General features: G+C 63.4%; 24 protein-coding genes. 13 read left to right on the forward strand and 11 right to left on the reverse strand.

The genetic code is table 11. The features are described 5' to 3' along the window. Positions 1 to 50 precede the first annotated feature (50 nt). Positions 51 to 845 (forward strand): class II aldolase/adducin family protein, encoded by a 795-nt coding sequence (locus tag ACVWY5_RS24440; RefSeq protein WP_016847330.1) that lies wholly within the window; start codon positions 51 to 53, stop codon positions 843 to 845. 693 nt (positions 846 to 1,538) lie between these two features. Here the strand turns inward: ACVWY5_RS24440 and ACVWY5_RS24445 are convergent. Then, positions 1,539 to 2,006 carry an invasion associated locus B family protein gene (locus tag ACVWY5_RS24445; RefSeq protein ID WP_051376304.1) on the reverse strand — a complete coding sequence of 156 codons (468 nt, stop codon included), beginning with the start codon at positions 2,004 to 2,006 and terminating at the stop codon, positions 1,539 to 1,541. Positions 2,007 to 2,091: 85 nt separating this feature from the next. Here ACVWY5_RS24445 and ACVWY5_RS24450 point away from each other — a divergent pair, with 85 nt between their 5' ends. The 3 genes from ACVWY5_RS24450 to ACVWY5_RS24460 all read left to right on the forward strand — a co-directional run bounded on the left by ACVWY5_RS24450 (position 2,092) and on the right by ACVWY5_RS24460 (position 4,055). Continuing rightward, positions 2,092 to 2,406, forward strand: coding sequence for a hypothetical protein (locus ACVWY5_RS24450; RefSeq protein WP_321176847.1), 315 nt, complete (start codon positions 2,092 to 2,094; stop codon positions 2,404 to 2,406). A gap of 64 nt (positions 2,407 to 2,470) precedes the next feature. Then, entirely contained in the window at positions 2,471 to 2,935 is a 465-nt protein-coding gene (locus ACVWY5_RS24455) for a GNAT family N-acetyltransferase (protein WP_028336913.1), read from the forward strand. A gap of 85 nt (positions 2,936 to 3,020) precedes the next feature. After that, entirely contained in the window at positions 3,021 to 4,055 is a 1,035-nt protein-coding gene (locus tag ACVWY5_RS24460; protein WP_028336914.1) for an AI-2E family transporter, read from the forward strand. Here ACVWY5_RS24460 and ACVWY5_RS24465 read toward each other — a convergent pair. The 8 genes from ACVWY5_RS24465 to xoxF5 all read right to left on the reverse strand — a co-directional run bounded on the left by ACVWY5_RS24465 (position 4,052) and on the right by xoxF5 (position 12,919). Further along, entirely contained in the window at positions 4,052 to 5,770 is a 1,719-nt protein-coding gene (locus tag ACVWY5_RS24465) for a metallophosphoesterase family protein (protein WP_321176848.1), read from the reverse strand. The two genes, ACVWY5_RS24460 and ACVWY5_RS24465, sit on opposite strands and share 4 nt — an antisense overlap. 66 nt (positions 5,771 to 5,836) lie before the next feature. Then, complete coding sequence (locus ACVWY5_RS24470; protein WP_028336916.1) at positions 5,837 to 6,976, reverse strand: epoxide hydrolase family protein; 1,140 nt, start codon at positions 6,974 to 6,976, stop codon at positions 5,837 to 5,839. A 684-nt stretch (positions 6,977 to 7,660) separates the two neighbouring features. Next, complete coding sequence (locus ACVWY5_RS24475) at positions 7,661 to 8,320, reverse strand: hypothetical protein (protein ID WP_321176849.1); 660 nt, start codon at positions 8,318 to 8,320, stop codon at positions 7,661 to 7,663. Positions 8,321 to 8,421: 101 nt separating this feature from the next. Next, entirely contained in the window at positions 8,422 to 8,613 is a 192-nt protein-coding gene (locus ACVWY5_RS24480; RefSeq protein WP_028336919.1) for a hypothetical protein, read from the reverse strand. A gap of 137 nt (positions 8,614 to 8,750) precedes the next feature. After that, positions 8,751 to 9,314 (reverse strand): S-(hydroxymethyl)glutathione synthase, encoded by a 564-nt coding sequence (gene gfa, locus ACVWY5_RS24485; protein ID WP_016847312.1) that lies wholly within the window; start codon positions 9,312 to 9,314, stop codon positions 8,751 to 8,753. 33 nt (positions 9,315 to 9,347) lie between these two features. Further along, positions 9,348 to 10,457 carry an S-(hydroxymethyl)glutathione dehydrogenase/class III alcohol dehydrogenase gene (locus ACVWY5_RS24490; RefSeq protein WP_024580243.1) on the reverse strand — a complete coding sequence of 370 codons (1,110 nt, stop codon included), beginning with the start codon at positions 10,455 to 10,457 and terminating at the stop codon, positions 9,348 to 9,350. A 50-nt stretch (positions 10,458 to 10,507) separates the two neighbouring features. Further along, on the reverse strand, positions 10,508 to 10,990 hold the full coding sequence (locus ACVWY5_RS24495; RefSeq protein WP_038376554.1) for a c-type cytochrome, methanol metabolism-related: 483 nt from the start codon (positions 10,988 to 10,990) through the stop codon (positions 10,508 to 10,510). A 123-nt stretch (positions 10,991 to 11,113) separates the two neighbouring features. Next, positions 11,114 to 12,919 (reverse strand): lanthanide-dependent methanol dehydrogenase XoxF5, encoded by a 1,806-nt coding sequence (xoxF5, locus tag ACVWY5_RS24500; RefSeq protein WP_028336921.1) that lies wholly within the window; start codon positions 12,917 to 12,919, stop codon positions 11,114 to 11,116. A gap of 420 nt (positions 12,920 to 13,339) precedes the next feature. Between xoxF5 and ACVWY5_RS24505 the strand changes: the two genes are divergently transcribed. Next, the gene (locus ACVWY5_RS24505) at positions 13,340 to 14,314 is read left to right on the forward strand and encodes a helix-turn-helix domain-containing protein (RefSeq protein ID WP_016847804.1); all 975 of its coding nucleotides are present in this window, start codon (positions 13,340 to 13,342) and stop codon (positions 14,312 to 14,314) included. A 30-nt stretch (positions 14,315 to 14,344) separates the two neighbouring features. Next, positions 14,345 to 14,779, forward strand: coding sequence for a YkvA family protein (locus ACVWY5_RS24510; protein WP_051376305.1), 435 nt, complete (start codon positions 14,345 to 14,347; stop codon positions 14,777 to 14,779). Here the strand turns inward: ACVWY5_RS24510 and ACVWY5_RS24515 are convergent. Then, a complete protein-coding gene (locus tag ACVWY5_RS24515; protein ID WP_028336923.1) occupies positions 14,776 to 16,140 on the reverse strand; it encodes a histidine kinase in 1,365 nt (454 codons plus the stop codon). The genes ACVWY5_RS24510 and ACVWY5_RS24515 overlap by 4 nt on opposite strands. A 181-nt stretch (positions 16,141 to 16,321) precedes the next feature. Between ACVWY5_RS24515 and ACVWY5_RS24520 the strand changes: the two genes are divergently transcribed. Continuing rightward, entirely contained in the window at positions 16,322 to 16,942 is a 621-nt protein-coding gene (locus ACVWY5_RS24520; protein ID WP_016847801.1) for a response regulator transcription factor, read from the forward strand. 30 nt (positions 16,943 to 16,972) lie between these two features. Continuing rightward, positions 16,973 to 17,812, forward strand: a complete 840-nt coding sequence (gene fghA, locus ACVWY5_RS24525; protein WP_028336924.1) for an S-formylglutathione hydrolase — start codon at positions 16,973 to 16,975, stop codon at positions 17,810 to 17,812. Positions 17,813 to 18,000: 188 nt separating this feature from the next. Here the strand turns inward: fghA and ACVWY5_RS24530 are convergent, their stop codons facing one another. After that, the gene (locus ACVWY5_RS24530; protein WP_321176850.1) at positions 18,001 to 18,519 is read right to left on the reverse strand and encodes a DUF3280 domain-containing protein; all 519 of its coding nucleotides are present in this window, start codon (positions 18,517 to 18,519) and stop codon (positions 18,001 to 18,003) included. A 146-nt stretch (positions 18,520 to 18,665) separates the two neighbouring features. On the opposite strand from ACVWY5_RS24530, the gene ACVWY5_RS24535 reads away from it, so the two are divergent. From ACVWY5_RS24535 to ACVWY5_RS24555, 5 genes are read left to right on the forward strand one after another with little or no spacing between them, the layout of a single operon-like run. Next, positions 18,666 to 19,847 carry an ABC transporter substrate-binding protein gene (locus ACVWY5_RS24535; RefSeq protein WP_028336926.1) on the forward strand — a complete coding sequence of 394 codons (1,182 nt, stop codon included), beginning with the start codon at positions 18,666 to 18,668 and terminating at the stop codon, positions 19,845 to 19,847. Between the two features lie 5 nt (positions 19,848 to 19,852). Beyond that, positions 19,853 to 20,830 carry a YVTN family beta-propeller repeat protein gene (locus tag ACVWY5_RS24540; RefSeq protein WP_028336927.1) on the forward strand — a complete coding sequence of 326 codons (978 nt, stop codon included), beginning with the start codon at positions 19,853 to 19,855 and terminating at the stop codon, positions 20,828 to 20,830. Continuing rightward, positions 20,827 to 21,648, forward strand: coding sequence for an ABC transporter ATP-binding protein (locus tag ACVWY5_RS24545; protein WP_028336928.1), 822 nt, complete (start codon positions 20,827 to 20,829; stop codon positions 21,646 to 21,648). Before ACVWY5_RS24540 ends, ACVWY5_RS24545 begins: the two co-directional genes overlap by 4 nt. Further along, the gene (locus tag ACVWY5_RS24550; protein WP_028336929.1) at positions 21,645 to 22,493 is read left to right on the forward strand and encodes an ABC transporter permease; all 849 of its coding nucleotides are present in this window, start codon (positions 21,645 to 21,647) and stop codon (positions 22,491 to 22,493) included. The genes ACVWY5_RS24545 and ACVWY5_RS24550 overlap by 4 nt, the downstream gene beginning before the upstream one ends. Next, the gene (locus ACVWY5_RS24555; protein WP_038377839.1) at positions 22,490 to 23,107 is read left to right on the forward strand and encodes a hypothetical protein; all 618 of its coding nucleotides are present in this window, start codon (positions 22,490 to 22,492) and stop codon (positions 23,105 to 23,107) included. Before ACVWY5_RS24550 ends, ACVWY5_RS24555 begins: the two co-directional genes overlap by 4 nt. Positions 23,108 to 23,180 lie beyond the last annotated feature (73 nt).

Below are 23,180 nucleotides of genomic sequence, written 5' to 3' on the forward strand. Positions count from 1 at the left end.
CGGCAAACGATCGGGCCGCGGCCCCGCAGATATCTCAAGGAGAGAACGCCATGAATCCCCCCGTCAGCTCGCCCGCGATCAAGGTCGTCAAATCGGTTCGCGAGCAGGTGAGCGCCGAGGAGTGGCAGGCCCGCGTCGATCTTGCCGCCTGTTATCGGCTGACGGCGATGTACGGCATGACCGAGATGATCGCGAACCACATCTCCTGCCGCGTGCCCGGCACCACCGACCAGTTCCTGATCAACGCCTACGGCATGCTGTATGAGGAGATCGACGCCTCCAGCCTGATCAAGGTCGACGTCGAGGGCAACACGCTGCTCAACGCGACCGACTACGACGTCAATGTCGCCGGCTTCGTCATTCACAGCGCCATCCACATGGCCAAGCACGACATGGATTGCGTCGCGCACACCCATACCCCGGCCGGCATGGCGGTCTCGGCGATGGAATGCGGCCTGCTGCCGCTGGCGCAGACCTCGATGCGCTTCCTGCACATCGCCTATCACGACTTCGAGGGCATCGCCGACAATGTCGACGAGCGCGAACGCCTGGTCCGCGACCTCGGAGACAACGAGGCGATGATCCTGCGCAACCATGGCCTCTTGGTCGTCGGCCGCACCGTGCCAGCCGCCTTCAACGTGCTGTTCCGCCTTGAGCGCGCCTGCCAGACCCAGGTGATGGCGCTGTCCTGCAACACCAAGCTGATCTATCCGCCGCAAAATATCCTCGAAGACACCTATGAGCGGATGCTGCCGAAGCCCGGCCGCGCCGCCCGCAACGGCGGGCTCGCCTGGCCTGCGCTGCTGCGCAAGCTTGACCGCGCGGATCCGTCGTATCGGGATTGAGAGCGAAAACCGGCGCAGGCTTTCTCCATTCGTCGTCCCGGCGAAGGCCGGGACCCATAACCACAGGGTAGCTTTGTTGAAAAACAGGCCGTGGTTCCAGCGTCGCGCAACAGATTCGCATTCGTGGTAATGGGTCCCGGCCTTCGCCGGGACGACGCTGAGTGTGTTGCGCTGTCAGTGCTCATAGCTTTGCATTCTCGCGACATGAATCGTCCGAGCTTTGCTTCTCGTTTCGCCGCTCTGAAAGCAGAGGGCGCAGGGAAAGCCGGGTGCCGATCGCACCCATGGGCCCCGAGCAATGGGTAGAAAGCTCGGGGGTAGGACCACAGGTGTAACCGGAAACAACCCGGCTTTCCCTGCGCGATGGGTTACGGCTTACTTCGTGCTCTCCCCGGCGAGACTGGGCTTGTTTGTCACCGCCTTCGCAAAACGCATTCGCATTTCGCGACGAGACACCTGCCGCTAGGGCGTCAGGACCACACGACTTCACCGTCCGCTTCATGCGCACTCGTCAGTTGCGCAATCGGCGTCCACCGCATCTCGACCCACGTTCGTGACGACCGCGAAGCGCCCCTCAATCGGGTGAGACGGGCGGAATTGGATCACTGATTTGCCCGACGACGGAAGCGGGATTTTGCCCGTCGGGGTGATTTGTCGCAGCCATCGTGCGGTGGGCACGGAGCGTCGCGCCGCTCAGCTTCCGAGCTGAATGGTGCGCTCTAGCGCCGCGGCGAAGCCGTTGAGGGGGACGTTAAAGACGACGGCCTGCCCGTTGCTGATGTTCTGCGCGGCAACGGTGAGCATTTTGGCCTTGCTGATAGTGTCGGTCACGACCGCGGGAAACGATACCGGCAGCAAGCAACCTTGCACCGTGCAGGTGGAAAAGCGCGTCTGCTCCAGATCCCTGCCGTCCAGCCTGAGGACGGCGCCGGCGTCGAACTTCAGCCCGAACGGCATCAAGATGTTGCCTTCGGTCTTTCCGTCCCTGGGAATCAGTTCGATGGCGAAGATTTGCTGATTGGTCTCCTTGGCGAGTTGTGTCTGTCCGAAGGTACACAGCTTGGCCCCGCCGTCGAGCTGGCATTTGACGATCCAGTCTCCGTAGGTTTCGCTGATCGCGGAAGCGCCCTCGGGAAGGCTGGACGGCGCGGACCACGCCATCCATCGCGGACGTCTGGCTCCGCACGTCGGTCGGCATAGAGACGGTGCTCCCACTGGCATCCGACACATCGGGAGTTCGGGCGGCTTGCGCCGAGCCGACGCCGGCCATGACGACGAGAGCGACGATCGCCCGAAGACGCCTGTCTGCTGCGCTGACCGTCACCATTGCATCTCCACCTCGTTACGTCCCGAAACCGATTTGCCTTTTCGGCGTCGTATTCGTGGGCGTAATTCCCACATGAACGATACGTCTACGTGGAGAACCGCTGATATACAAGAGCTGATCGCCGCCGGCGTGATTGTCGCGATCGTTGCATTCTGCGGCGGGTATTTCTGGGCGATTGCACGTGAAGCCATGTCCTCGAACAAGGCCGCGAACAAGCAACAACGCAAATGGTAGTCCGGCGCCTCCACCTTGCTCCCGTGATTTGCCCGCGGGGCGCGTTTTCAACTAAGCTCGCCGGATGGACATGCTCGTCAAGCTCTACGCCCTGCCCGATTCCCGGCCCGCCTACGATCGATTGCTCAAGGCCGGAATTGTCATGCGCCGCGCGCTCGCCCCGGAAAGGCACAAGGTTGTGGCCTGGGTGCGGGAGACATTCAGCGAGGCGTGGGCCAGCGAAACCGAGGTCGCGTTCGGCCGCCAACCGGTCTCCTGCTTCATCGCGATCCAGCAGAAGAAAATCCTCGGATTCGCCTGCCACGACGCGGCCTGTCGCAACTTCTTTGGTCCGACCGGCGTCGCGCCCAAGGCGCAGCAGGGCGGAATCGGCAAGGCGCTGCTGTTTGCCTGCCTCGAGGACATGAAGCACCAGGGCTTCGGCTACGCCATCATCGGCGGCGTCGGGCCGGCGGAATTCTATACGAAAGCTGTCGGCGCGGTGGCCATCGAAGGCTCCGCGCCGGGGATCTATCGAGGATTGCTGTAGCTGTGCCGCAGGTCCAATTCCGGTCTTGTCGCGCGACGAGACAGACTGACAATGTCTGCGTTCACGGAGATCGGGTAACCCAAGGATGGCTGGCGGGTTGAAGATCACGACCGGCATCATCGCCGCGGTGCTGGTCATTGCGGCGGTGGCTCAGGCGCGCAGCGTGCTCGCCCCGCTTGCGGCCGCCCTGTTCATCATCGCGATCGTCTGGCCCGTTCAGCAACGGCTGCAGTCGTGGCTGCCGAAACTGCTCGCGCTCGCCGTTACTGTCGTTGTTACGGTTGCCACCTGCATCGCGTTTGCCTCGCTGGCAGCATGGGGGTTCGGCCGCGTCGGGCGCTCCTTGATTGCGGATGCGGCGCGGTATCAGGCCTTCTACGATGCCGCGGTGATCTGGCTCGACGGCCATGGCGTCTCGTTCGCCGGCGTCTGGGCGGAGCATTTCAATGTCGGCTGGCTGCTGCGCACCACGCAATACGTCACGGGCCGCGTCAACACCACATTGAGTTTCTGGCTCATCGCACTGGTCTATGTCGTGCTGGGACTTCTCGAGGTCGAAGACGCTGGTCGACGAATCCAGCGGTTGGAGAATCGCACAGCTGCGCGCGTCCTGCTCAAGGGCAGCAAAGCGACGGCCGCCAAGTTTCGCAAATATATGCTGGTGCGGACGCAGATGAGCGCGGTCACGGGTCTCCTGGTCGGCCTGTTCGCCGCTGTAACCGGGTTGCCATTCGCATTCGAATGGGGCGTGATCGCCTTTGTCCTCAACTACGTTCCTTTCATCGGCCCTTTCATCGCGACGCTGTTCCCCACGCTGCTGGCCATGACGCAGTTCGAGAGCTGGCCCGCGGTGTTTGGCGTGTTCGCCTGTCTCAACGTCATCCAGTTCGTGGTAGGCAGCTATGTCGAACCGAGGGTGGCCGGCTCGACATTGTCGATCTCGCCGTTTCTGGTGCTGTTTGCAATCTTCTTCTGGAGCTCGCTTTGGGGCCTGTTCGGGACCTTCATCGGTGTGCCGATCACGCTCGCTATTCTGACCTTCTGTGCCGAGAGTCCGTCGGCCGCATGGATAGCCGATCTGTGTGGCGGATCGCACCAAGATAAGCTGGAAGCGTCCTAGCCTGCGGCAATCTCAACCCGCTCGGGCTCGGCGAGGCAGAGCTTCCGGTGCGGGCCGACCATCATTTTGTGGATATAGAAATAGCTGACTGCACCGTCGGCCCCCATCACCGGCGACGGGGCCGAGACGATCCTCGACGCACCACATGTACCGATCCAATCGATATGCCTGTGACCGTGCATCACAACCGAGCGATCGGAGAACCTTTGCAACCTGCGTACAAACCAGCTGCCGTTGATCAAGGCTGTCCCGATGCGCTCGGCAAATGTCTTCACCGGCATGGGATACTCCATCACGTGATGATGTAACGCGATGGTCCAGCATGCCGTCGGAAAATGACGGATCGCAGCCTCCAACCGCCGCGCTTGCGCTTCCGAAACCAAACCGAGCGCGTTGGTGAAGGAGAAGTGGGTTTCGGCATTGGAGTTGAGAATGGCGATCCCGAGGCCGCCGTCCTGGTCCGGCGGCAGGATCATTGGGAATTGATCATCGAACAGGCCACGGAGCGCCGCTGCGCGGCGCACGCCCCCGCGCTGCGCAAACTGTGTTATCCGATCACGATAAGGGGCCAGCGCCTGGTTCAGCGTGGCCGACGGTTTGCCGGAACCGTCGATGACGCGCACGCGATCGCCCTGGACGGCCGCGATCGCCGATAGGGTACGCATCTGCCGTAGCCGCTTGCCTGGGCTGAACGGCAGGTCGAGGCGCGCGGGATTGGCACGATCCACGACGTTAACGTCATGATTGCCCGGAAGCATGATGATGCGTGCTGCAAGCTCGGGATGAGCTGCCAATGCATCGAGAAATTCCGCCCATTCGCCGGGCCGGCCAGCGTCCGTCATATCGCCGCTGATCAACACGTGGTCGAGCGGATTAACGGCGTGAATTTCGGCAAGACGGGCCAGCACGCGATTGAAGTGCTCGTTTCCCTGCGGACCGGCGGTCCCGCTTTCGATGCGGAAGCCGTACCGCTCGCCGACCACGTGAAGATCGGATAGATGCGCAAGGCGCCAGCAGCGGCCTCCGGACGGCGTCGCGTCGAATCCGGCCAGGTCGGCCGGTTGTTCCATACTGGCATCGGCCACGCTCCAGGCCAGTGCCGCGACCGCAAGATAGCAGGACACCAGCACCACGGCGTTCGCGAACGTCGGCAACACCAGACGATGGATCAGAACAAGGTCATTGATGGTCGCAGTCCATTGCGAGGCAGGCCAGGCCAGGGCCGCGATCAATGCCGCACCCGCGGAGAGCAGTATGCCGGCGCCGACCGAGCAACCGCGGCGCAGCCTCGTGCGAGAGGCAGGAGTTGCGCCGGTGCGCCAAAGCAGCTCCGCCAGATGGCCCAGTGCCTCGCGCGTGAAGGCATAACTCGGTTGGACCGCGAGCGCGTTCAGTGACCAGAAGCTTGTTTCCGCGATTTGAAATAGCGGTCGCCCGCCGAGCCATCCCAACCCCGCGATCACAATCAGCGCCAGCACGGCGCCCACTTCGGACAGGGCAAGAGCGTGTTGCGAAAGGCTCGAAATCCAGGCGGATGCGACCAGTGGCGCAAGGCCGAGCAGCACGCCGGGGAGCAGAAGCGAAGCCGTCCAGGCGAACAACAGTTTCGCCGGGCTTATCTCAACCAGAAGGCTACCCAAGATCGCGAACAACGAACGCTGTTCCGGGCTGGCGGCATTGTCCTCAAAGTCGCCGAGGCGGGGATCAAGCAGCACGCCGACGTCCTCCGTTACACGGCGCATTCTGTCACAAACCGCTTCAGACCAACATACGCGTCAGGCTTAGCGCAGCTTCCCGAAGAACTCGCGCATCTCGCCGATGAACAGCTCGGGTTGCTCGAATGCCGAGAAATGTCCCCCTTTCGGCATCTCGCTCCAGTGCTGGATGTTGGTGAAGTTTGTCTCCATCCATTTGCGGACCGGCGTGACGATCTCCTTGGGGAACACGGCAACGCCGGTCGGCACGCTCACCTTGTGCGGGGTTCGCTTGCCCGGCCCAAAACTTTCCCAATAGAGCCGCGCCGACGACGCAGCGGTCGCGGTGACCCAGTACAGCATGACGTTGTCGAGCAGTTCGTCGCGGCTGAGGATGTTTTCCGGATGGCCGTCGCAATCGGTCCAGGCCCAGAATTTTTCCAGGATCCAGGCCGCCTGCCCGCTCGGCGAATCCGTCAGGCCATAGCCTAGCGTCTGCGGCCGGGTGGATTGCTGCTTCGAATAGCCGGAATCCCAGTCGGCATAATACTTGATGCCGTCGAGCGCCCTCGTCTCTTCCGGCGTCGGCTGCCCCTCGACATTGGGCCGGGTCGACATCGCAAGCGTGATGTGGATGCCGGCGCAGTGTGCAGCATCCTGTCCGCCGATCGCGGTGGTGACCGCGGAGCCCCAATCGCCGCCTTGCGCGAAATAGCTGGCGTAGCCGAGCCGCTGCATCAGGACGGCCCAGGATTTGGCGATCCGGTCGACGCCCCAGCCCGTCGCTATGGGCTTGGCCGAGAAGCCGAAGCCCGGCAGTGACGGACACACCACGTGGAAGGCATCGGCCGCGCGGCCGCCATGCGCCACGGGATCGGTCAGCGGTTCGATCACCTTGTGGAATTCAACCACCGATCCCGGCCAGCCATGGGTGATGATCAAGGGCCGCGCCTCCGGATGCTTCGAGCGGACATGAATGAAGTGGATGTCGAGCCCGTCGATTTCGGTGGTGAACTGGCTGAAGCGGTTGAGCCGCGCCTCGCGCTGCCGCCAGTCATAGGTCTCGGCCCAATAATGGCAGACGTCCTTGATCCATTGCAGCGGCGCGCCCTGGCTCCAGTCGTCGACCAGTTCGGCTTCCGGCCAGCGGGTCCGGCGCAGCCGGCTGCGCAGATCCTCGAGGACATCGTCGCTGACGGCGATGCGGAACGGAGTAATGGCGGTCATGGCGTCTCCCCGGGGATGCTGAACTTTCGGGGAAGATAGGCTCGCGATGCCTACCGATCAAATCCGGGCCGCGTCATTTGCGGCGCCTCTCTCCGTCGTCTCCACGAACCCTGCACGACAAAGCGCGAATTCTGCATGACAAAGTCCGTCACGGCCGCCGCCATCTTGTTAAGAGAGGCGGCGATGGCTCGGCGTGAATCGCGAACGATCGAGGCACGCATATCGCAACTCACGGAGATTTCCTGTGGCACTCTATCTGACGAGCATCCTGAACGCGCAACACGTTCTGTTGAAGCTGGGATTGCCGCTGATCATCATGTTCTCAGCGGGGTGGATCATCATCCGGCGATGGATGCTGATGCCTGGCATCGCTGCATCAGAATTTTCGCCGGCCGCATCGGCGGCCCTGTTCGCCCCCGTTCTCCTCGTCATCTACTTCTGCTTGCTGCAATCCAGCATGCAGGACGGCATTGCCGCGCATGCGGAGCTCGTCATTTTATACGGCGCGATTTTCGCACCGACATTTCTTCTGCTCGTTCCATTCGGGGTCGCTTCCCTGATCCGGGTGCGCCGACAAGGCAAGCCGCTCGGCAATGGGCTGCTGTGTATCGCATTTGCCGCCTGGCCGATCCTGCAGGTGGCGTGGATGTGTCTGCTGTTTGGCGAGTGGGATAGCTTGCCGGGCTATTTGCCGATCGCCGCCTCGAGCAGTGCCTGGGCCTGCCTGGTGGCCGCGGCGAAGGCCGGCTGTTGCGGCGCGCGCTCGGTGAAGCAGCGCTTGAACGCATCCTCGCCCTGCTGGTGCAGGTCGCCGAGCTTGTCATAGGCCTGCCTGCTGACCTGCTTGCGCTCGAGCTTCTCGGCCGCCGCATCGGCCTTCTTGTTGTAGTCGGTGCGGATCGCGGTGCAGGCCGGCACTTGCACCGCCGGCTCGATCTCGCCATAGGCGACATACATCTTGCCGCCGGCGAGCGCCGACACGAACACCTCGTCGGCCTTGTCGGGGAACGAATCCTGGGTGCGGCCGGCCAGGAAGCCGTAAGCCAGGGTGGCCGACGCCGGCTTGGCGATCGGCAGGTCGTCGAAATTGACCACCGCGGCATTGGTCGAGATCGCCTGGGTGTAGAGGCCCTCGAACTTCAGAGCGGCATCGACCTGCTGCGGCACGTTCTTGCTGCCCTTGTCCCACCAGGTCTTGTGTTCGTGCAGCCAGCGCGTGAACAGAGACTCGGTGGTGACGATGATATGGGCTTTCGGCTCGACGAAGCTGCCGTCGGCACGCTTTTCTCCGATCTTTTCCCCGTCCCTGCCGGTGTCGGCATCGAAGCGCAGGCCGTCCAGCATGCCGAACCCCATATCGCCCTTGTATAGAGTGTCGAGGTTGAGCTGGGCGTGAGCAAAGCCCGGCGGGGCCGGCTGGGACAGGATGGCCGTCAGCTGCCCCTTCAGCTCGTCGCGCGCGGCCGCCTCGGCCTTGTCGACGGCCTCATTGATCTGTTGTCGTTCGACAGCTTGGCGAATTTGGCGATCGCGGCGTCACGCGCGGCGATATAGCGGTCTTCCGGCGACGCGGCGCCGGCCGGCGAAAGCAGCAGGATCGGGGAAAGGACGAGGGCAAAGCGGAAAATAAAATGCATGCCCTGTGGTCGTCCGCAAGGCATGCAAGGTTCAAGGTCACGGGTACTACCAGCATATCCCCCGCCGGCAGACCCTCTGCCGGCGCAGGATCTCGTAAAGGCGAGTCGGTCAGGCCGCCTTTGTCACGGTGCCGTCGTCAGGCCGCCTTGGACTTCGCCACGTGGGTGGCGATCGCGTCCATCAACGGCGGCGACAGGCAATCATAGGGCTCGAGCCCAAGCTCCTTGAGCCGCGACCTGATCCCGGCCATATCGGCCGGCTTGACGCCGGACTCGATCACCGACGACACGAAGGCGGCAAATCCGGGCGCTGCCGAGCCGGACTCCTGGAACAGCTCGGGATGGATGAAATCGAGGCCATAGAACGGATGGCCCTTGTTCTCGATCCGGCCGTACATGTGGGTGCCGCATCCGGTGCAGGCATGGCGCTGGATCACCGCCGCCGCATCGACGATCTTCAGCTTGTCGCCGTTCTCCAGCACGGTGACGTTCTCGCGCGGCACCACCGCGACCACCGAGAAGGTGGCGCCCGAAGGCTTCCAGCATTTGGTACAGCCGCAGGCATGGTTGTGGGCGACGTCGCCCTTGATGCCGACCTTGACCGGCTTGTCCGCGCATTTGCAGACCAGCGTGCCGCCGGCAAAACTGCCGGAGCCTTGCTTGACGCCATTGTCGACCGACGGGTGGATATGAACAGTCATTGACCTATCCTCCTAGTGCTTGGTATTTTGATTTCAGAATACGACGACCGAACGGATCGATTTTCCCTCGTGCATCAGGTCGAAGCCCTTGTTGATCTCGTCGAGTTTCAGCACGTGGGTGATCATCGGATCGATCTGGATCTTTCCGCCCATGTACCAGTCGACGATCTTCGGCACGTCGGTGCGGCCGCGCGCGCCGCCGAAGGCCGTGCCCTTCCAGACGCGTCCGGTGACGAGCTGGAACGGCCGGGTCGCGATCTCCTTGCCGGACTCCGCGACACCGATCACCACCGAGACGCCCCAGCCGCGATGGCAAGCTTCCAGCGCCTGCCGCATCACGTTGGTGTTGCCGGTGCAGTCGAAGGTGTAGTCGGCACCGCCATCGGTCAGGCCCACCAGGTGCTGCACGATGTCGCCGCCCACCTTGGTCGGGTTGACGAAATGCGTCATGCCGAACTGCTTGCCCCAGGCTTCCTTGGAGTCATTGATATCGACGCCGATGATCTTGTCGGCGCCGACCATCTTGGCGCCCTGGATCACGTTGAGGCCGATGCCGCCGAGGCCGAACACGACCACGTTGGAGCCCGGCGTCACCTTGGCGGTATTGACGACCGCGCCGACACCGGTGGTGACGCCGCAGCCGATGTAGCAGCTCTTGTCGAACGGCGCGTCCTCGCGAATCTTGGCCACCGCGATCTCGGGCAGCACGGTGAAGTTCGAGAAGGTCGAGCAGCCCATATAGTGGAAGACCGTCTTGCCCTTGTAGCTGAAGCGCGAGGTGCCGTCGGGCATCACGCCCTTGCCCTGGGTGGCGCGGATCGCGGTGCAGAGATTGGTCTTCTGGCTCAGGCAGCTTTTGCACTGCCGGCATTCCGGTGTGTAGAGCGGGATCACATGATCGCCCGGCTTGACCGACGTCACGCCGGCGCCGACCTCGCGAACGATGCCCGCACCTTCGTGCCCGAGGATCGAGGGAAAGATGCCCTCGCTGTCGAAGCCGTCGAGCGTGTAGGCATCGGTGTGACAGATGCCCGTCGCCTTGATCTCGACCAGGACCTCGCCGGCCTTGGGACCCTCCAGATCGAGCTCGACGATCTCAAGCGGCTTCTTTGCTTCAAATGCGACTGCGGCGCGGGTCTTCATCTTGGTCTCCACAAAACGTCAAACAGGTTTCTCGTTCGCACCGGACGGGCTCACTTCTTGTCGTTGTGGCCCATGCAGGCGTCTTCCGCCTTTCCATAGGCTTCCGACTTGTCTTCGTGCTTGGCCGGCCGAACACGCCCAACCGCGTCATTGGCGCGGGCGCGCAGGTAGACATAGAGGTCGTCCATGTAGCAGGCAACGTTCGGGTTATCGCCGAACGCCGGCATCACGTTCTCCTGCGCCGTGGAAACGTTCTTGCGTCCGCTCGCGACCACGCCCATGAAATCCGCGTAGCTCATGGTCTTCAGCGAATTCGCCAGCGCCGGAGCATAGGTCGATCCCATGCCGTCGGGGCCGTGGCAGACATGGCACTCCGAATGATAGCGGCGATAGCCGGAGTAGGTGTACCAGTCCGTCGTGCCGTCGGCCGTAACCTTGAACGTCGGGTTTCCATCCTTGTCGAGATACTTGCCGTCCTCGGACTTGACGGCGGTCGGGTCGCCAGCGTCCTCGGCGGAGGCAACTCCACCCATTGCCACGACAAAGATCGCAGCACTCACAAACCAGATCTTACGCAAAAGCATATCCTCGCGTGCAGATTGAAGACGGACCGGCGCATGGAGATCGCTCCATGCGCCGGAACGAGGTTGCTCAGCTCACTGCTGCGGCAGCGAGAACACGGTGAGCGTTCCGCCGAGCGCAGTGTAGTTGCTCAGCGCGGCATAGCCGCCGACTGCGCCGAGACCGGCCGTCGGATCAGTCAGGCCGGCCGCGAGGCCGATGCCTGCCCAACCGCCAACACCCGACAGAATGGCGACGTACTGCTTGCCGCCATGCTCATAGGTGGTGACATTGCCGATGATGCCGGACGGGGTCTTGAACTTGTAGAGTTCCTTGCCCGTCTTGGCGTCGACAGCCTTCAGGTAGCCTTCCAGCGTGCCGTAGAACACCACGCCGCCGGCGGTCGCGAGCGCACCCGACCAGACCGAGAACTGCTCCTTGTTCGACCACACGATCTTGCCGGTCTTGCCGTCCCAGGCGATGAAGTTGCCCATGTTGGTCTCACCGGGAGGCGGATACATCGACAGCGTCGCGCCGACATAGGGCTGACCTGCGGTGTAGCTCACCTTGAACGGCTCGTAGTCCATGCAGACGTGGTTGGTCGGCACGTAGAACAGCTGCGTGTCCGGCGAGTAGGCTGCCGGCTGCTCGTCCTTCGAGCCGAGCGCTGCCGGGCAGATGCCCTTCACGTTGACGTCCTCGCCGGCCTTGTCGGTCGACGCGGCATCAAGAACCTTCGGACGACCATAGGTCGGCGAGTCCTTCTTCATGTCGACGCCGGAGGTCCAGTTCACCTTCGGATCGTACTTCTCGGCGACCAGCAGTTCGCCGGTGGCACGATCGAGCGTGTAACCGAGGCCGTTACGGTCGAAGTGGGTCAGCAGCTTGCGCGCCTTGCCGTCGATCGTCTGATCCGAGAGGATCATCTCGTTGACGCCGTCATAGTCCCATTCGTCATGGGGCGTCATCTGGTAGACCCACTTGGCGACGCCGGTATCCGGGTTGCGCGCCCAGATCGTCATCGACCACTTGTTGTCGCCGGGACGCTGCTTCGGATTCCAAGTCGAGGGATTGCCCGACCCGTAATAGACCAGGTTCAGCTCGGGATCGTAGGAGATCCAGCCCCAGGTCGCGCCGCCGCCGATCTTCCACTGATCGCCCTGCCAGGTCTTCAAGCTCGAATCCTTGCCGATCGGCTTGCCAAGCTCGGTGGTCTTGTCGTCGACCAGGAGCTGGTCATCCGGGCCTTCCGAGAAGCCGCGCCAGACCTGCTTGCCGGTCTTGATGTCGTAAGCGGTCACATGAGCCTGGACGCCGAACTCGCCGCCGGAGATGCCGAGCAGCACCTTGTCCTTGACCACCAGCGGCGCGGAGGTGCCGGTCGAGCCCTTGCTGGGATCGCCGTTCTTCACCGTCCATTCGACCTTGCCGGTCTTGGCATCGAGCGCCACCAGCGTGGTGTCGGCCTGGTGCAGGAAGATCTTGCCGTCGCCATAGGCAACGCCGCGGTTGACCGTGTCGCAGCACATCACCGGAATGACGTTCGGATCCTGCTTCGGTTCGTACTTCCAGACGATCTTGTTGTCCTGCGAAAGGTCAAGAGCATAGACCTTGTTTGGGAACGGGGTGTGGACGTACATGATGTTGCCGATAATCAGCGGGCCACCCTCGTGGCCGCGCAGCACGCCGGTCGAAAACGTCCAGGCGACCTGCAACTTTCCGACGTTCGAGGCGTTGATCTGATTCAGCTTGGAGTAACGCTGATTGGCGTAGTCTCCGGCCGGCATCACCCAGTCTTTCGGGTTCTGCGACATCTTGTGGAGTTCGTCATTGGCGTTGGCCGCTCCGGCGGCAAATACCGCCATTGCCCCAAGACCGGTCGCGTAAAGCATCTTGCGCATCGTGGATTTCCTCCCAGGTTCAAGAGCTCAAGGGTTTCCGCCGAAACGGCCCCACTTCTTCCATTTTGGTGCCCCAGTCGTAGTCCTCTTGAAGCGCGCTGACTTGCCCAAAAGAGAAGAGCCGTTTGCTCAAAAGCGAAGCTTCGTCAGATTTTTGTCGCCCGGCCCTGAATTGGCTGGAAAGCTTGCTTCATGTTGCAGGGCATCAATCGCGGCCGGCGCGATCCGGATGCCAGATTGACGCGTGCTAAGGTTGCGCTTGACGAGCCCAGAACTAAGTCGGAGGATCACCCGACATTAACCGGGAAGAAATCCCGCCGCCTCCCTAAGCTATTCAGAATCAGGGAGAAGGCGCATCATCCCGGGCCAGACTTAAGCTCGGTGAGCAGTCACGTGGGGATCGAATCGGTGGCTGGAAAGATGTCCGATACAGTCCATTCTCTCAGCACGAACGGATTGACGCCCAAGCGGCAGATTCAGCGCTGGTCGGATGCGCTCACTGACCTTTGCGGCCAGTTCGACGTCGATGCGCTGGAAGGATCCTCGCTCGAAGCCCGGGTCAATTTCACGACGGTATCGCGCCTGAAGCTGTGTCAGATCGAGGCAAGCCAGCACCGGATCGCGCACACCATCTCGCGCATCAAGCTGAGCGAACACCCCTACATCAAGATCGTGTTCCAGACCCACGGCGTCTCGCATTTCGAGCAGGACGGCCTGCACTTCGACATCATGCCGGGCGACTGCTTCGCCTACGATGTGTCGTGTCCGCACACCATCATCAGCCCGTCGCTGACGCGGCACGAGGTTGTCATCGTTCCAAAGGACCTGCTCAAGGAGCGCGGCTTCCAGCTCTCCAAGATGGCGCCGTGCAAGCTGTCGGCGCGCAACGGCACCGGCCGCATCGCCTATGATTTCGTCCATGCCGCCTTCGGCGAGGCACCGACGCTGACGCCGGTCAACGCCGTCGGCGTGGCTGATGCGCTGATCGACTTGCTGCTGTTGCCGCTGCGCGAGACCGGCGCGATGTTCGACCGCGGCAGCGCCGAGGCCACCTATGTGCGGGCCCAGGGCTTCATCCGCGAGCACCTCCGCGATCCGGATCTCTGCATCGACCGCATTTCGGCGGCGCTCGGCTGCTCGAAGCGCTATCTGCACATGCTGTTCAGCGATCGCGGCATGACGGTCAGCGACTACATCTGGAAGGCCCGGCTGCAGAACTGCCGGCAGGAGCTGGAGTCCCAGAACGGCAAGACCATCACCGACGTCGCGTTCTCCTGGGGCTTCTCGAGCTCGTCGCATTTCAGCCGCGTCTTCCGGAAGTATTTCGGCATCGCGCCCTCCTCCGTCCACAAGGGCCTGCACGGCGGCATGCCGGCCGATGTGGTGCTGGAATAGCGGTTCCATCCGACGTGCAGGCGTTGAGCCATGCCGTCCGCCAACAGACTTTCTCCGATCAAGTTGTCCTCAACCAAGCTGTCCTCGATCAAGGTTTGGGCACGCAACCTCAAACGGGACAGCGTTGCGCTGTATCTCGCATCGCATGATCCGCGCGTGCCCTGGTATGCCAAGGCCCTTGCCGTCGCCGTCGCGGCCTATGCGCTGTCGCCCATCGATCTGATCCCGGATTTCATTCCGGTGATCGGCTATCTCGATGATCTGATCCTGCTGCCGCTGGGCATCTGGCTTGCGATCTCGCTCGTGCCGGACGAGGTGATGGCGGAATGCCGTGCCAAGGCCGGCGCCGTCTTGCAGCGTCCGACCAGCCGGGCGGGAATGATCGCGATCGTCGTGCTCTGGATCGCCGGCGCAGTGGCGCTGGCGTGGGCGGCTTTCAGATATTGGCGACAGCCAATCGTCTAGGACCGTACGGCCTTTGGCACGAGCGCCTCGACCGTCACGCCATCATCGCTGGAATTGATGTTAAGCGTGCCGCCAAGCGCGAGGATCCGCTCCTGCATCCCGGTCAAACCGCGGCCAAGCCTGTGATCCCTCAGCAGGCCGCGGCCATTGTCGCGAACCCGCACGAGCGCGCAGTCGCGGCTGCCGCGTAGGCCGGCCTGCCGGTCCGCCGGTTCGATCGTGATATCGACCGCCGTCGCGCCGGCATGGCGGAACACGTTGGTGAGCGCCTCCTGGACGATGCGATAGATCGTGAGGTCGGCCATCTCGCCGGTTTCGCCGAGCGCCGGCGAGATGCGGCTCTCGATCTCCACCTCCGGGTGCGTTTCGCTCCACAGCCGCACCAGCGCGCCGAGCGCTTCCGCAAGCCCGAGCTCGGCCAGTCCGACCGGCCGCAATCGCTCCAGAATCCGGCGCGTGAACTGCTGGAGCGCGTTGACCTGCTCGAGGATGGCATTGCCGTGCTTGCGCAATGCCGCAGGCTCCGGCTTTTCGACTTCCGACAGCCGGGTCAGCGCACCGGCATGCGCGCGCAAGGCAAACAGATAGGGCCCGAACTCATCGTGCAATTCGCGCGCGATCTCCTTGCGCTCGGAATCCTGCAGCGAGACCGCGCGCTCCGCGAGCTGCCGCTTACCCTCCACGGCATCGCCAAGGGTCGCCGCCAGATGGTTCAGTTTGGCACAGATCGCGGCCAATTCCGGCGATCCGCCGGGCTCGACGCGTGCGTCGTAGTCCCCGGCCTCGATGCCGGTCATGGCCTGCGACAGTGCCTCCAGCGGCGCCAGCGCGCGGCCGACCACCAGCATGGTGACCAGAAGCAGCGCCACCGCGATCGCGGAGCCGACCTCGAGCTGGGTGACGATGCCGTCCCAGATCTCGGCGATTTCGTCGTCGGGATGCGAGGTAATGACCAGCGATTGCGGCTTGCCGTGCACCGAGATCGGTACCCGCACCGAGGTCTGCTCGGGATGAACCAGCGCGACGAACCACTGCGGCGGAGCGCGCGGATCGCCGGCGCCCTCGGGGCGGTCAGGGGATTTTGCGGTTGCGCCATCCTGCCGCGTGATGCTGACATGACGCAGCCGGCTCAGGTCCTGGACGATCTGATCGAGCCGCGCATCGGGATCCGGCGCCTCGTCGAGACCGGCCACGATCGTCGCAACGAATTCACGCGCCAGACGGATCACGCTCTGGTCCTCGGCCTGGACACGCGGCCCCGCTTCCAGCACGAGCCGCGCAATATTAATGCCGAGGCCAAGCGCCAGGATCAGCGCCAGCAGCAGGTTGATCCGCGCGCGCAAAGATAGCTTTTGCCACATGACGTTGCCCCCGACCGCGATCCCTCCTCCGAGAGGATCGTTGACAGCCAAATTTGCCCGGCTATCTAATCGCACCCTATCGCAATCCCGCACGAGGTGCACAACCGGTCGGAACCGACCTGTCCTTCGCGCAAACCGACGTGATGATGAGTGAATCGAAGCAGGTCGCCGGAACAACGCCATGCGCATTTTGATCGTTGATGATCATCCCATCGTTGCCTCCGGTTGCCGCACCGTGTTCGCCGACGATCCCGAGATCACGCTGCTGGAAGCGGCGGATGCCGAAAGCGGCGAACGGGCGTTCGTCGCGGAGAAGCCCGATCTCTGCGTGATTGACATCAACCTGCCGACGGTCTCAGGCTTCGAGCTGGCGCGCCGCATCCTGACGCATGATGCATCTGCGCGCCTCATCATGTTCAGCATGAACGACGACCCGGTGTTCGCCGCCCGCGCCATCGACATCGGCGCCAAGGGTTACGTTTCGAAGACCGGCGATCCCAACGATCTGGTGGAAGCGGTGCGCGAGGTCGGCAATGGCGGCGTCTATCTGCCGCCGGCGATCGCGCGCAACGTGGCGTTTGCGCGGCCGGGCTTTGCGCAAAATCCGCTCTCCAAGCTCACCTCGCGCGAGATGGAGATCCTGCGCCTGCTCAGTTCCGGCAAGAGCCTGTCGGAGATCGCCTGGCTGGTGCATTCATCATACAAGACGGTCGCAAACACGTCATCGATCATGCGCCAGAAGCTTGGCGTGCGCACTTCGGCAGAGCTGGTGCGGCTGGCGATCGAGAGCGGCGTCGCCTGACGCAGCGCTCCAACCAAGAGGAACACGACAATGCAGACGGTTTCCCAAAACAAGTCGCATGGCGGCACGCAAGGCGTCTATCGGCACCCAAGCCGCGAGGCCAAGACCGACATGACCTTCTCGGTGTTCGTCCCTGAACATGCGGCCGACACCAAGCTGCCCGTCGTCACCTATCTGTCGGGCCTGACCTGCACCCACGCCAACGTCACCGAGAAGGGCGAATTCCGCCAGGCATGCGCCGAGCTCGGCCTGATCTTCGTCGCGCCCGACACCAGCCCGCGCGGCGAAGGCGTCCCCGGCGATCCCGCCAACTCATACGATTTCGGACTCGGCGCCGGCTTCTACGTCGATGCGACGGAGCAGCCGTTCGCGACCAATTACCGGATGTGGAGCTACGTCACCGAGGAATTGCCCAAGCTGATCGCCGCGCAGTTCCCGGTCGACACGACGCGGCAGTCGATCCTCGGTCATTCCATGGGCGGCCATGGTGCGCTGACGATCGCGCTGCGCCATCCCGATCGTTATCGCGCGGCGAGCGCGTTCGCGCCGATCGTGGCGCCGTCGCAGGTGCCATGGGGCAACAAGGCGCTCGGCGGTTATCTCGGCAGCAACAAGCAGGCGTGGCGCAAGCACGACGCCGTTGCCCTGATCGAGGACGGTGCCCGCTTCTCCGATCTGCTGGTCGACTACGGCGATGCCGACGGCTTTCTCACCGAGCAGTTGCGGCCCGAATTACTGAAGGCCGCCTGCGAGAAGGCCAACATCCCCCTCACCCTGCGCCGTCAGCCGGGCTACGACCACAGCTACTACTTCATCTCGACCTTCATGGCCGATCATCTGCGCTGGCACGCCGCACGGCTGAAGGCTTGAGCGTCACGCAGTCCGTTCATCCCGTCATCCCGAGGAGGCCGCGAAGCGGCCGTCTCGAAGGATGCACGGCCCGAATTTCTACGTGTGGCTGAAACCGGGCCGATGCATCCTTCGAGGCTCGCCCAACGGCGCAAATGCGCCGCAAGGCTCGCACCTCAGGATGACGGAGGTCCATTCGTGCGCGCAGGCTACCGCGCCTGCGGCGCGCCGTAGTTCGGCGCGAGCAGGCGGTTGCGCACGAGATAGTCGGTGGCACGCGACCAGGATTCGTCGGTGTTGCCGCGCATGTCGGCGCTCGCCGCTGCCAGCAATTGCCCGCTATGCACGTCCCGCAGATAGAGATTGATGTTGAGGATGAGGTTGGAGACCTTCTGCACCACGCCCGTCATCACGAGATCAGCGCCCAGTTCGCCGGCCAGCTTCACATCGCAGCCGCCGCAGGCCTGAAGATTGCTGCCATGCGCCGCAGCATTGACGGGCGCGATGTCGAGCACGAGGAACTTGCCGGAGTCCGCGAGCTCCTTGCGCACCTGATCGCCGGCCCGGAGCAGCCGCGCCTGCTCATCACTGCGTGGCCCGCTCACTTCCCCCTGCAGGCTGGTGTCGATCATCTCGAGGTCGAACACCGCGAGCTTGGGCGGCTCGGCGCGCGCCACCGTCGCAGACACCACCAGCAAAGAAACGGCGAAGGCAAACGCTGATCTCATGATTGTGAACCAATCGTAATTTGTAACGTCGCAACGACAAAAAGCGGGGTTGCAAGCTAGGCCAATTCCGGCATCTTGCAAGTCAACGGCATGGAGGCCGGATTTCCGAGCGCCATGCCGAGTGAAAAAAGACTGCGGGAGGAGTTATGTTGCGATGGCTGATCGGCACGATCGCGCTCAGCATGGTGGCGACCGGCGCGCTGGCGGCTGATCCCGTCGAGGTTCATATCGGCTATCTCGGCCATGCCGGCGTCAGATCGACGCTCTCGCTGGTCGAGCAGCCCGCCGACAATGACGGCATCGCCGGCGCACGTCTTGCGATCGAGGATAACAACACAACCGGAAAATTCCTCAACCAGCGCTTCGTGCTCGACGAGGTCAAGGTCAAGGACAGCGATGATGTCGCCAAGGTCGCGACCGACCTCGCCGGCCGCAACGACTATATCATCACCGACCTGCCCGCCGATGCCCTGCTCGAGGTCGCCGACGCGCTGCGCGACCGCGGCACCGTGCTGCTCAACGCCGGCGCGATCGACGATCGGCTGCGCGAGCAGGACTGCCGCGCCAATGTGATCCACATCGCACCGACCCGCTCCATGCTGGCGGATGCGCTTGGCCAATATCTGGTGTGGAAGCAGTGGAAGCGCTGGCTGCTGGTCGTCGGCTCGCATGACCAGGACAAGCTTTACGCCGACGCGCTGCGCCGTGCCGCCACCCGTTTCGGCGCCAAGATCGTTCAGGAGCGGACCTTCGAGGACACCGGCGGCGCGCGTCGCACCGACAGCGGCGTGACCTTGATCCAGCGGCAGATGCCGGTGTTCACCCAGCAGGCACCGGCTTACGACGTGCTGGTCGCCGCCGACGAGAGCGAGGTGTTCGCGAACTATCTGCCGTACCGCACCTGGGACCCGCGTCCGGTGGCGGGCTCGGCGGGCCTGGTGCCGACCAGCTGGGATGCGGCGCATGACCAGTGGGGCGCGGTCCAGATTCAAAACCGCTTCGTCAAGCTGAACATGCGCCGCATGACGGCACTCGACATGCAGGCCTGGACCGCTGCCCGCATGATCGGGGAAGCCGCATCCCGCACCAATTCGGGGGACCCCAAGAAGGTCATCGCTTTCCTCAAGGGCAAGGATTTCTCGATTGCCGCCTTCAAGGGCACGCGATTGACCCTGCGAGACTGGAATCTGCAGCTCCGCCAGCCGATCCTGCTGGCCGATGGTCGTATGGTCGTTTCGGTCTCGCCGCAGGAAGGTTTCCTGCATCAGGTCTCCGAACTCGACACGCTCGGAGTTGACCGGCCTGAAACGAAGTGCAAGCTGCAGTGAGGGAGATGAAACGCATGTGGCGCCGCTGTCTGTTGACCGGGATGCTCGTTTGGCTTGCCGCGACACCGGCGTCCGCCTTCGTCGCCTACGTCTCCAACGAGAAGGGCAACACCGTCACGGTGATCGACACCAGCAGCTGGACGGTGACCAAAACCATCAAGGTCGGCCAGCGGCCGCGCGGCATCGAGTTCTCGCGCGACGGCAAGTTCGTGATGGTCGCGGTCGGCGACGACGACACGATCCAGGTGATCGATACCAAGACCCAGGAGATCGTCGACACCCTGCCCTCCGGTCCCGACCCTGAATTGTTCACCCAGGATGCCGCCGGCAAGACCATGTATGTCGCCAACGAGAACGACAACACGGTCACCGTGATCGATCTCGAAAAGCGCGCCCGGATCGGCGACATCCAGGTCGGCGTCGAGCCCGAGGGCATGACGATCAGCCCGGACGGCAAGATCCTGATCAACACCTCCGAAACCACCAACATGGCGCATTTCATCGACACGTCGACGCGCCAGATCGTCGCCAACGTGCTGGTCGATTCGCGGCCGCGCTTCGCCCAGTTCAAGCGCGACGGCTCCGAATTGTGGGTGTCCTCCGAGATCGGCGGCACGGTGTCGATCATCGATCCGGTCAAGCGCGAGGTGACCGGCAAGATTACCTTCGAGATTCCGGGCCTGCGCAACGAGGCGATCCAGCCGGTCGGCATCGGCATGACCAAGGACGGCAAGACCGCATTCGTTGCGCTCGGCCCCGCCAACCGCGTTGCCGTGGTCGACGGCACGAGCCACAAGGTCCTCAAATATCTCCTGGTCGGCCAGCGGGTCTGGCACATGGATTTCACTCCGGACGAAAAATATCTGCTGGTCACCAACGGTGTCTCCAACGACGTCTCGGTGATCGACGTTGCATCCCAGAAGGTGATCAAGACCATTCAGGTCGGCGAACTGCCCTGGGGGATCACGATCGCGCAGCCATGACCGCAACCGACGCCCATATCGCGAGCCAGCTCTCGCCGGATGCAGGCCCTGGAACAGCCGCGGCCGTGCAGCCGGCGCTGTCGATCGGCAATGTCAGCCACAGCTACGGTCCGCGCCGCGCCTTGATCGATGTCAGTTTCACGGTTCAGTCTGCGAGCTTTACCGCGCTGCTGGGCCTCAATGGCGCCGGCAAAAGCACGCTGTTCTCGCTGGTGACGCGGTTGTTCGGCATCCAGAACGGCCAGATCAAGATCTTCGGCCACGACATCAGCCGGACGCCGGGTGAAGCGTTGCGGCTGATGGGCGTGGTGTTCCAACCGCGCACGCTCGATCTCGACCTCTCGCTGACGCAGAACTTGCTGTATCACGCCGCGCTGCACGGCATCTCGCGGCGCGAGGCGCGGCTGCGCAGCGCCGAGGTGCTCGGCCGCATCGGGCTTGCCGACCGCGCCGCCAGCAAGGTACGCGATCTCTCGGGCGGCCAGATGCGAAGGCTGGAGATCGCCCGCGCGCTGTTGCACCGGCCCCGGCTGCTGCTGCTCGACGAGGCCACCGTCGGGCTCGACGTCAAGGCCCGCGCCGACATTCTCGACCATGTCCGGCAGCTCGTCACCGAGCAGGGCATCGGCGTGCTCTGGGCGACGCATCTGTTCGACGAAATCATGCCAAACGACGACCTCGTCGTGCTGCATCAGGGCCGAATGCTGGCGCACGGCCCGGTGTCACGCGTGATCGCGGACGCAGGCGCCCAGGACGTCAACACCGCGTTCATGCGCCTGACCGGAACGGCAACACTCGCGGGGAGACCGCCGTCATGACCAGCACGACGGTTACGCCTGAGCGAAGCGGCTTCTCGCTGTCGGAATACATCGTCTGCCTGAACGGCATTGTTTGGCGCGAGGCGCTGCGCTTCCTGCACCAGCGCGAGCGCTTCGTGTCGGCGCTGGTCAGGCCGCTGGTCTGGCTGTTCATCTTCGCGGCCGGCTTCCGGCAGGTGCTCGGCATCTCAATCATCCCGCCCTACGAGACTTACATCCTCTACGAGGTCTATATCGCGCCCGGCCTGATGGCGATGATCCAGCTGTTCAACGGCATGCAGTCCTCGCTGTCGATGGTCTACGACCGCGAGATGGGCAACATGCGCACGCTGCTGGTCAGCCCCCTGCCGCGCGGCTATCTCTTGTTCTGCAAGCTGCTCGCCGGCACGGCGGTGTCGCTGCTCCAGGTCTATGCTTTCCTGGTCATCGCGTGGTTCTGGGACATCGCGCCGCCGACGATCGGCTACCTCACCGTGCTTCCGGCGCTGGTGCTGTCGGGCCTGATGCTCGGCGCACTGGGCATGCTGATCTCGGCCAGCATCAAGCAGCTGGAAAATTTCGCCGGCGTGATGAACTTTGTGATCTTCCCGATGTTCTTCGCATCGTCGGCCCTCTACCCGCTGTGGCGCGTGCAGGAAGGCAGTCCGATGCTGTATTATATCTGCCAGTGCAATCCGTTCACGCATGCGGTGGAGCTGATCCGGTTTGCGCTGTACGGCAAGATGAACTGGGTTTCGCTCGCGGTGGTCGGCGGCTGCACCGTCGTCTTCATGATCGGCGCGATCCTGGCTTACGATCCATCGCGCGGCCTGGTGCGCCGCGGACCCGGCGGAGGCGAGGCATGACGGGCTGGCGAACAGGACTGGGCGCGCTGCTCGCGATGGTTCTGTCGAACCATGTCGCATCGGCTGCCGACCCGCGCTATCCGGACTGGCCCTGCCAACAGGCCAAGGTGCCCGAGATCTCGCTGGCCGCAGTCTGGGCCGGGCCGCCACTCGGCGATGCCGAGACCAAGTGGAAGGACGACCCGAAAGTCAGCGCGCTCGCGATCAAGCTCGCGGCGCGCCGCGTTCCGCTCGAGGAGGCGCAGAAGGAGATCACCGAATTCCTGTCAGCTGCCGCGGCCGACAAGGCCAATGCGGGAAAACTGCTGTTTGCCGGTCTGTTCGATACGCTGAACGGACAGCGCGCCTCGGTGATGAACGGGCTCGAGCGCGTGATGCGCAAGCAGCGCGAGGCCGCGGAGAAGATCCGCGACGACACGCTCAAGCTGCAGGCGCTGCAGGACGCGACACCGCCGGACCAGGCCAAGGTCGACGAGCTCGGCAACCAGCTGGTCTGGGAGACACGCATCTTCGAGGACCGCGGGCGCGTGGTGAAATTCGTCTGCGAGGTGCCGACCGCCATCGATCAGCGCCTGTTCGCGCTCGGCCGCACCATCCAGCAGGAGCTCGATTGAGGCCTGCGACCGAACGCCCCGGGATCGTTAACGCGCCGCTTTGACGGTCTTTTGGGTAACAATCTCTTGGGCC

This window comes from Bradyrhizobium sp. USDA 3256 (assembly GCF_054058275.1).

Bases quoted from the DNA above. Each gene is read 5' to 3' on its own strand.
- ACVWY5_RS24455 (WP_028336913.1), top strand. From the start codon at position 2,471: ATGGACATGCTCGTCAAGCTCTACGCCCTGCCCGATTCCCGGCCCGCC.
- fghA (WP_028336924.1), top strand. From the start codon at position 16,973: ATGCAGACGGTTTCCCAAAACAAGTCGCATGGCGGCACGCAAGGCGTC.
- ACVWY5_RS24445 (WP_051376304.1), bottom strand. From the start codon at position 2,006: ATGGCGTGGTCCGCGCCGTCCAGCCTTCCCGAGGGCGCTTCCGCGATC.
- ACVWY5_RS24440 (WP_016847330.1), top strand. From the start codon at position 51: ATGAATCCCCCCGTCAGCTCGCCCGCGATCAAGGTCGTCAAATCGGTT.
- ACVWY5_RS24510 (WP_051376305.1), top strand. From the start codon at position 14,345: ATGCCGTCCGCCAACAGACTTTCTCCGATCAAGTTGTCCTCAACCAAG.
- ACVWY5_RS24540 (WP_028336927.1), top strand. From the start codon at position 19,853: ATGAAACGCATGTGGCGCCGCTGTCTGTTGACCGGGATGCTCGTTTGG.
- ACVWY5_RS24505 (WP_016847804.1), top strand. From the start codon at position 13,340: ATGTCCGATACAGTCCATTCTCTCAGCACGAACGGATTGACGCCCAAG.
- ACVWY5_RS24520 (WP_016847801.1), top strand. From the start codon at position 16,322: ATGCGCATTTTGATCGTTGATGATCATCCCATCGTTGCCTCCGGTTGC.
- ACVWY5_RS24480 (WP_028336919.1), bottom strand. From the start codon at position 8,613: ATGCATTTTATTTTCCGCTTTGCCCTCGTCCTTTCCCCGATCCTGCTG.
- xoxF5 (WP_028336921.1), bottom strand. From the start codon at position 12,919: ATGCGCAAGATGCTTTACGCGACCGGTCTTGGGGCAATGGCGGTATTT.
- ACVWY5_RS24475 (WP_321176849.1), bottom strand. From the start codon at position 8,320: ATGCTGGACGGCCTGCGCTTCGATGCCGACACCGGCAGGGACGGGGAA.
- ACVWY5_RS24545 (WP_028336928.1), top strand. From the start codon at position 20,827: ATGACCGCAACCGACGCCCATATCGCGAGCCAGCTCTCGCCGGATGCA.
- ACVWY5_RS24530 (WP_321176850.1), bottom strand. From the start codon at position 18,519: ATGAGATCAGCGTTTGCCTTCGCCGTTTCTTTGCTGGTGGTGTCTGCG.
- ACVWY5_RS24555 (WP_038377839.1), top strand. From the start codon at position 22,490: ATGACGGGCTGGCGAACAGGACTGGGCGCGCTGCTCGCGATGGTTCTG.
- gfa (WP_016847312.1), bottom strand. From the start codon at position 9,314: ATGACTGTTCATATCCACCCGTCGGTCGACAATGGCGTCAAGCAAGGC.
- ACVWY5_RS24495 (WP_038376554.1), bottom strand. From the start codon at position 10,990: ATGGGTGGAGTTGCCTCCGCCGAGGACGCTGGCGACCCGACCGCCGTC.
- ACVWY5_RS24515 (WP_028336923.1), bottom strand. From the start codon at position 16,140: ATGTGGCAAAAGCTATCTTTGCGCGCGCGGATCAACCTGCTGCTGGCG.
- ACVWY5_RS24460 (WP_028336914.1), top strand. From the start codon at position 3,021: ATGGCTGGCGGGTTGAAGATCACGACCGGCATCATCGCCGCGGTGCTG.
- ACVWY5_RS24490 (WP_024580243.1), bottom strand. From the start codon at position 10,457: ATGAAGACCCGCGCCGCAGTCGCATTTGAAGCAAAGAAGCCGCTTGAG.
- ACVWY5_RS24550 (WP_028336929.1), top strand. From the start codon at position 21,645: ATGACCAGCACGACGGTTACGCCTGAGCGAAGCGGCTTCTCGCTGTCG.
- ACVWY5_RS24535 (WP_028336926.1), top strand. From the start codon at position 18,666: ATGTTGCGATGGCTGATCGGCACGATCGCGCTCAGCATGGTGGCGACC.
- ACVWY5_RS24470 (WP_028336916.1), bottom strand. From the start codon at position 6,976: ATGACCGCCATTACTCCGTTCCGCATCGCCGTCAGCGACGATGTCCTC.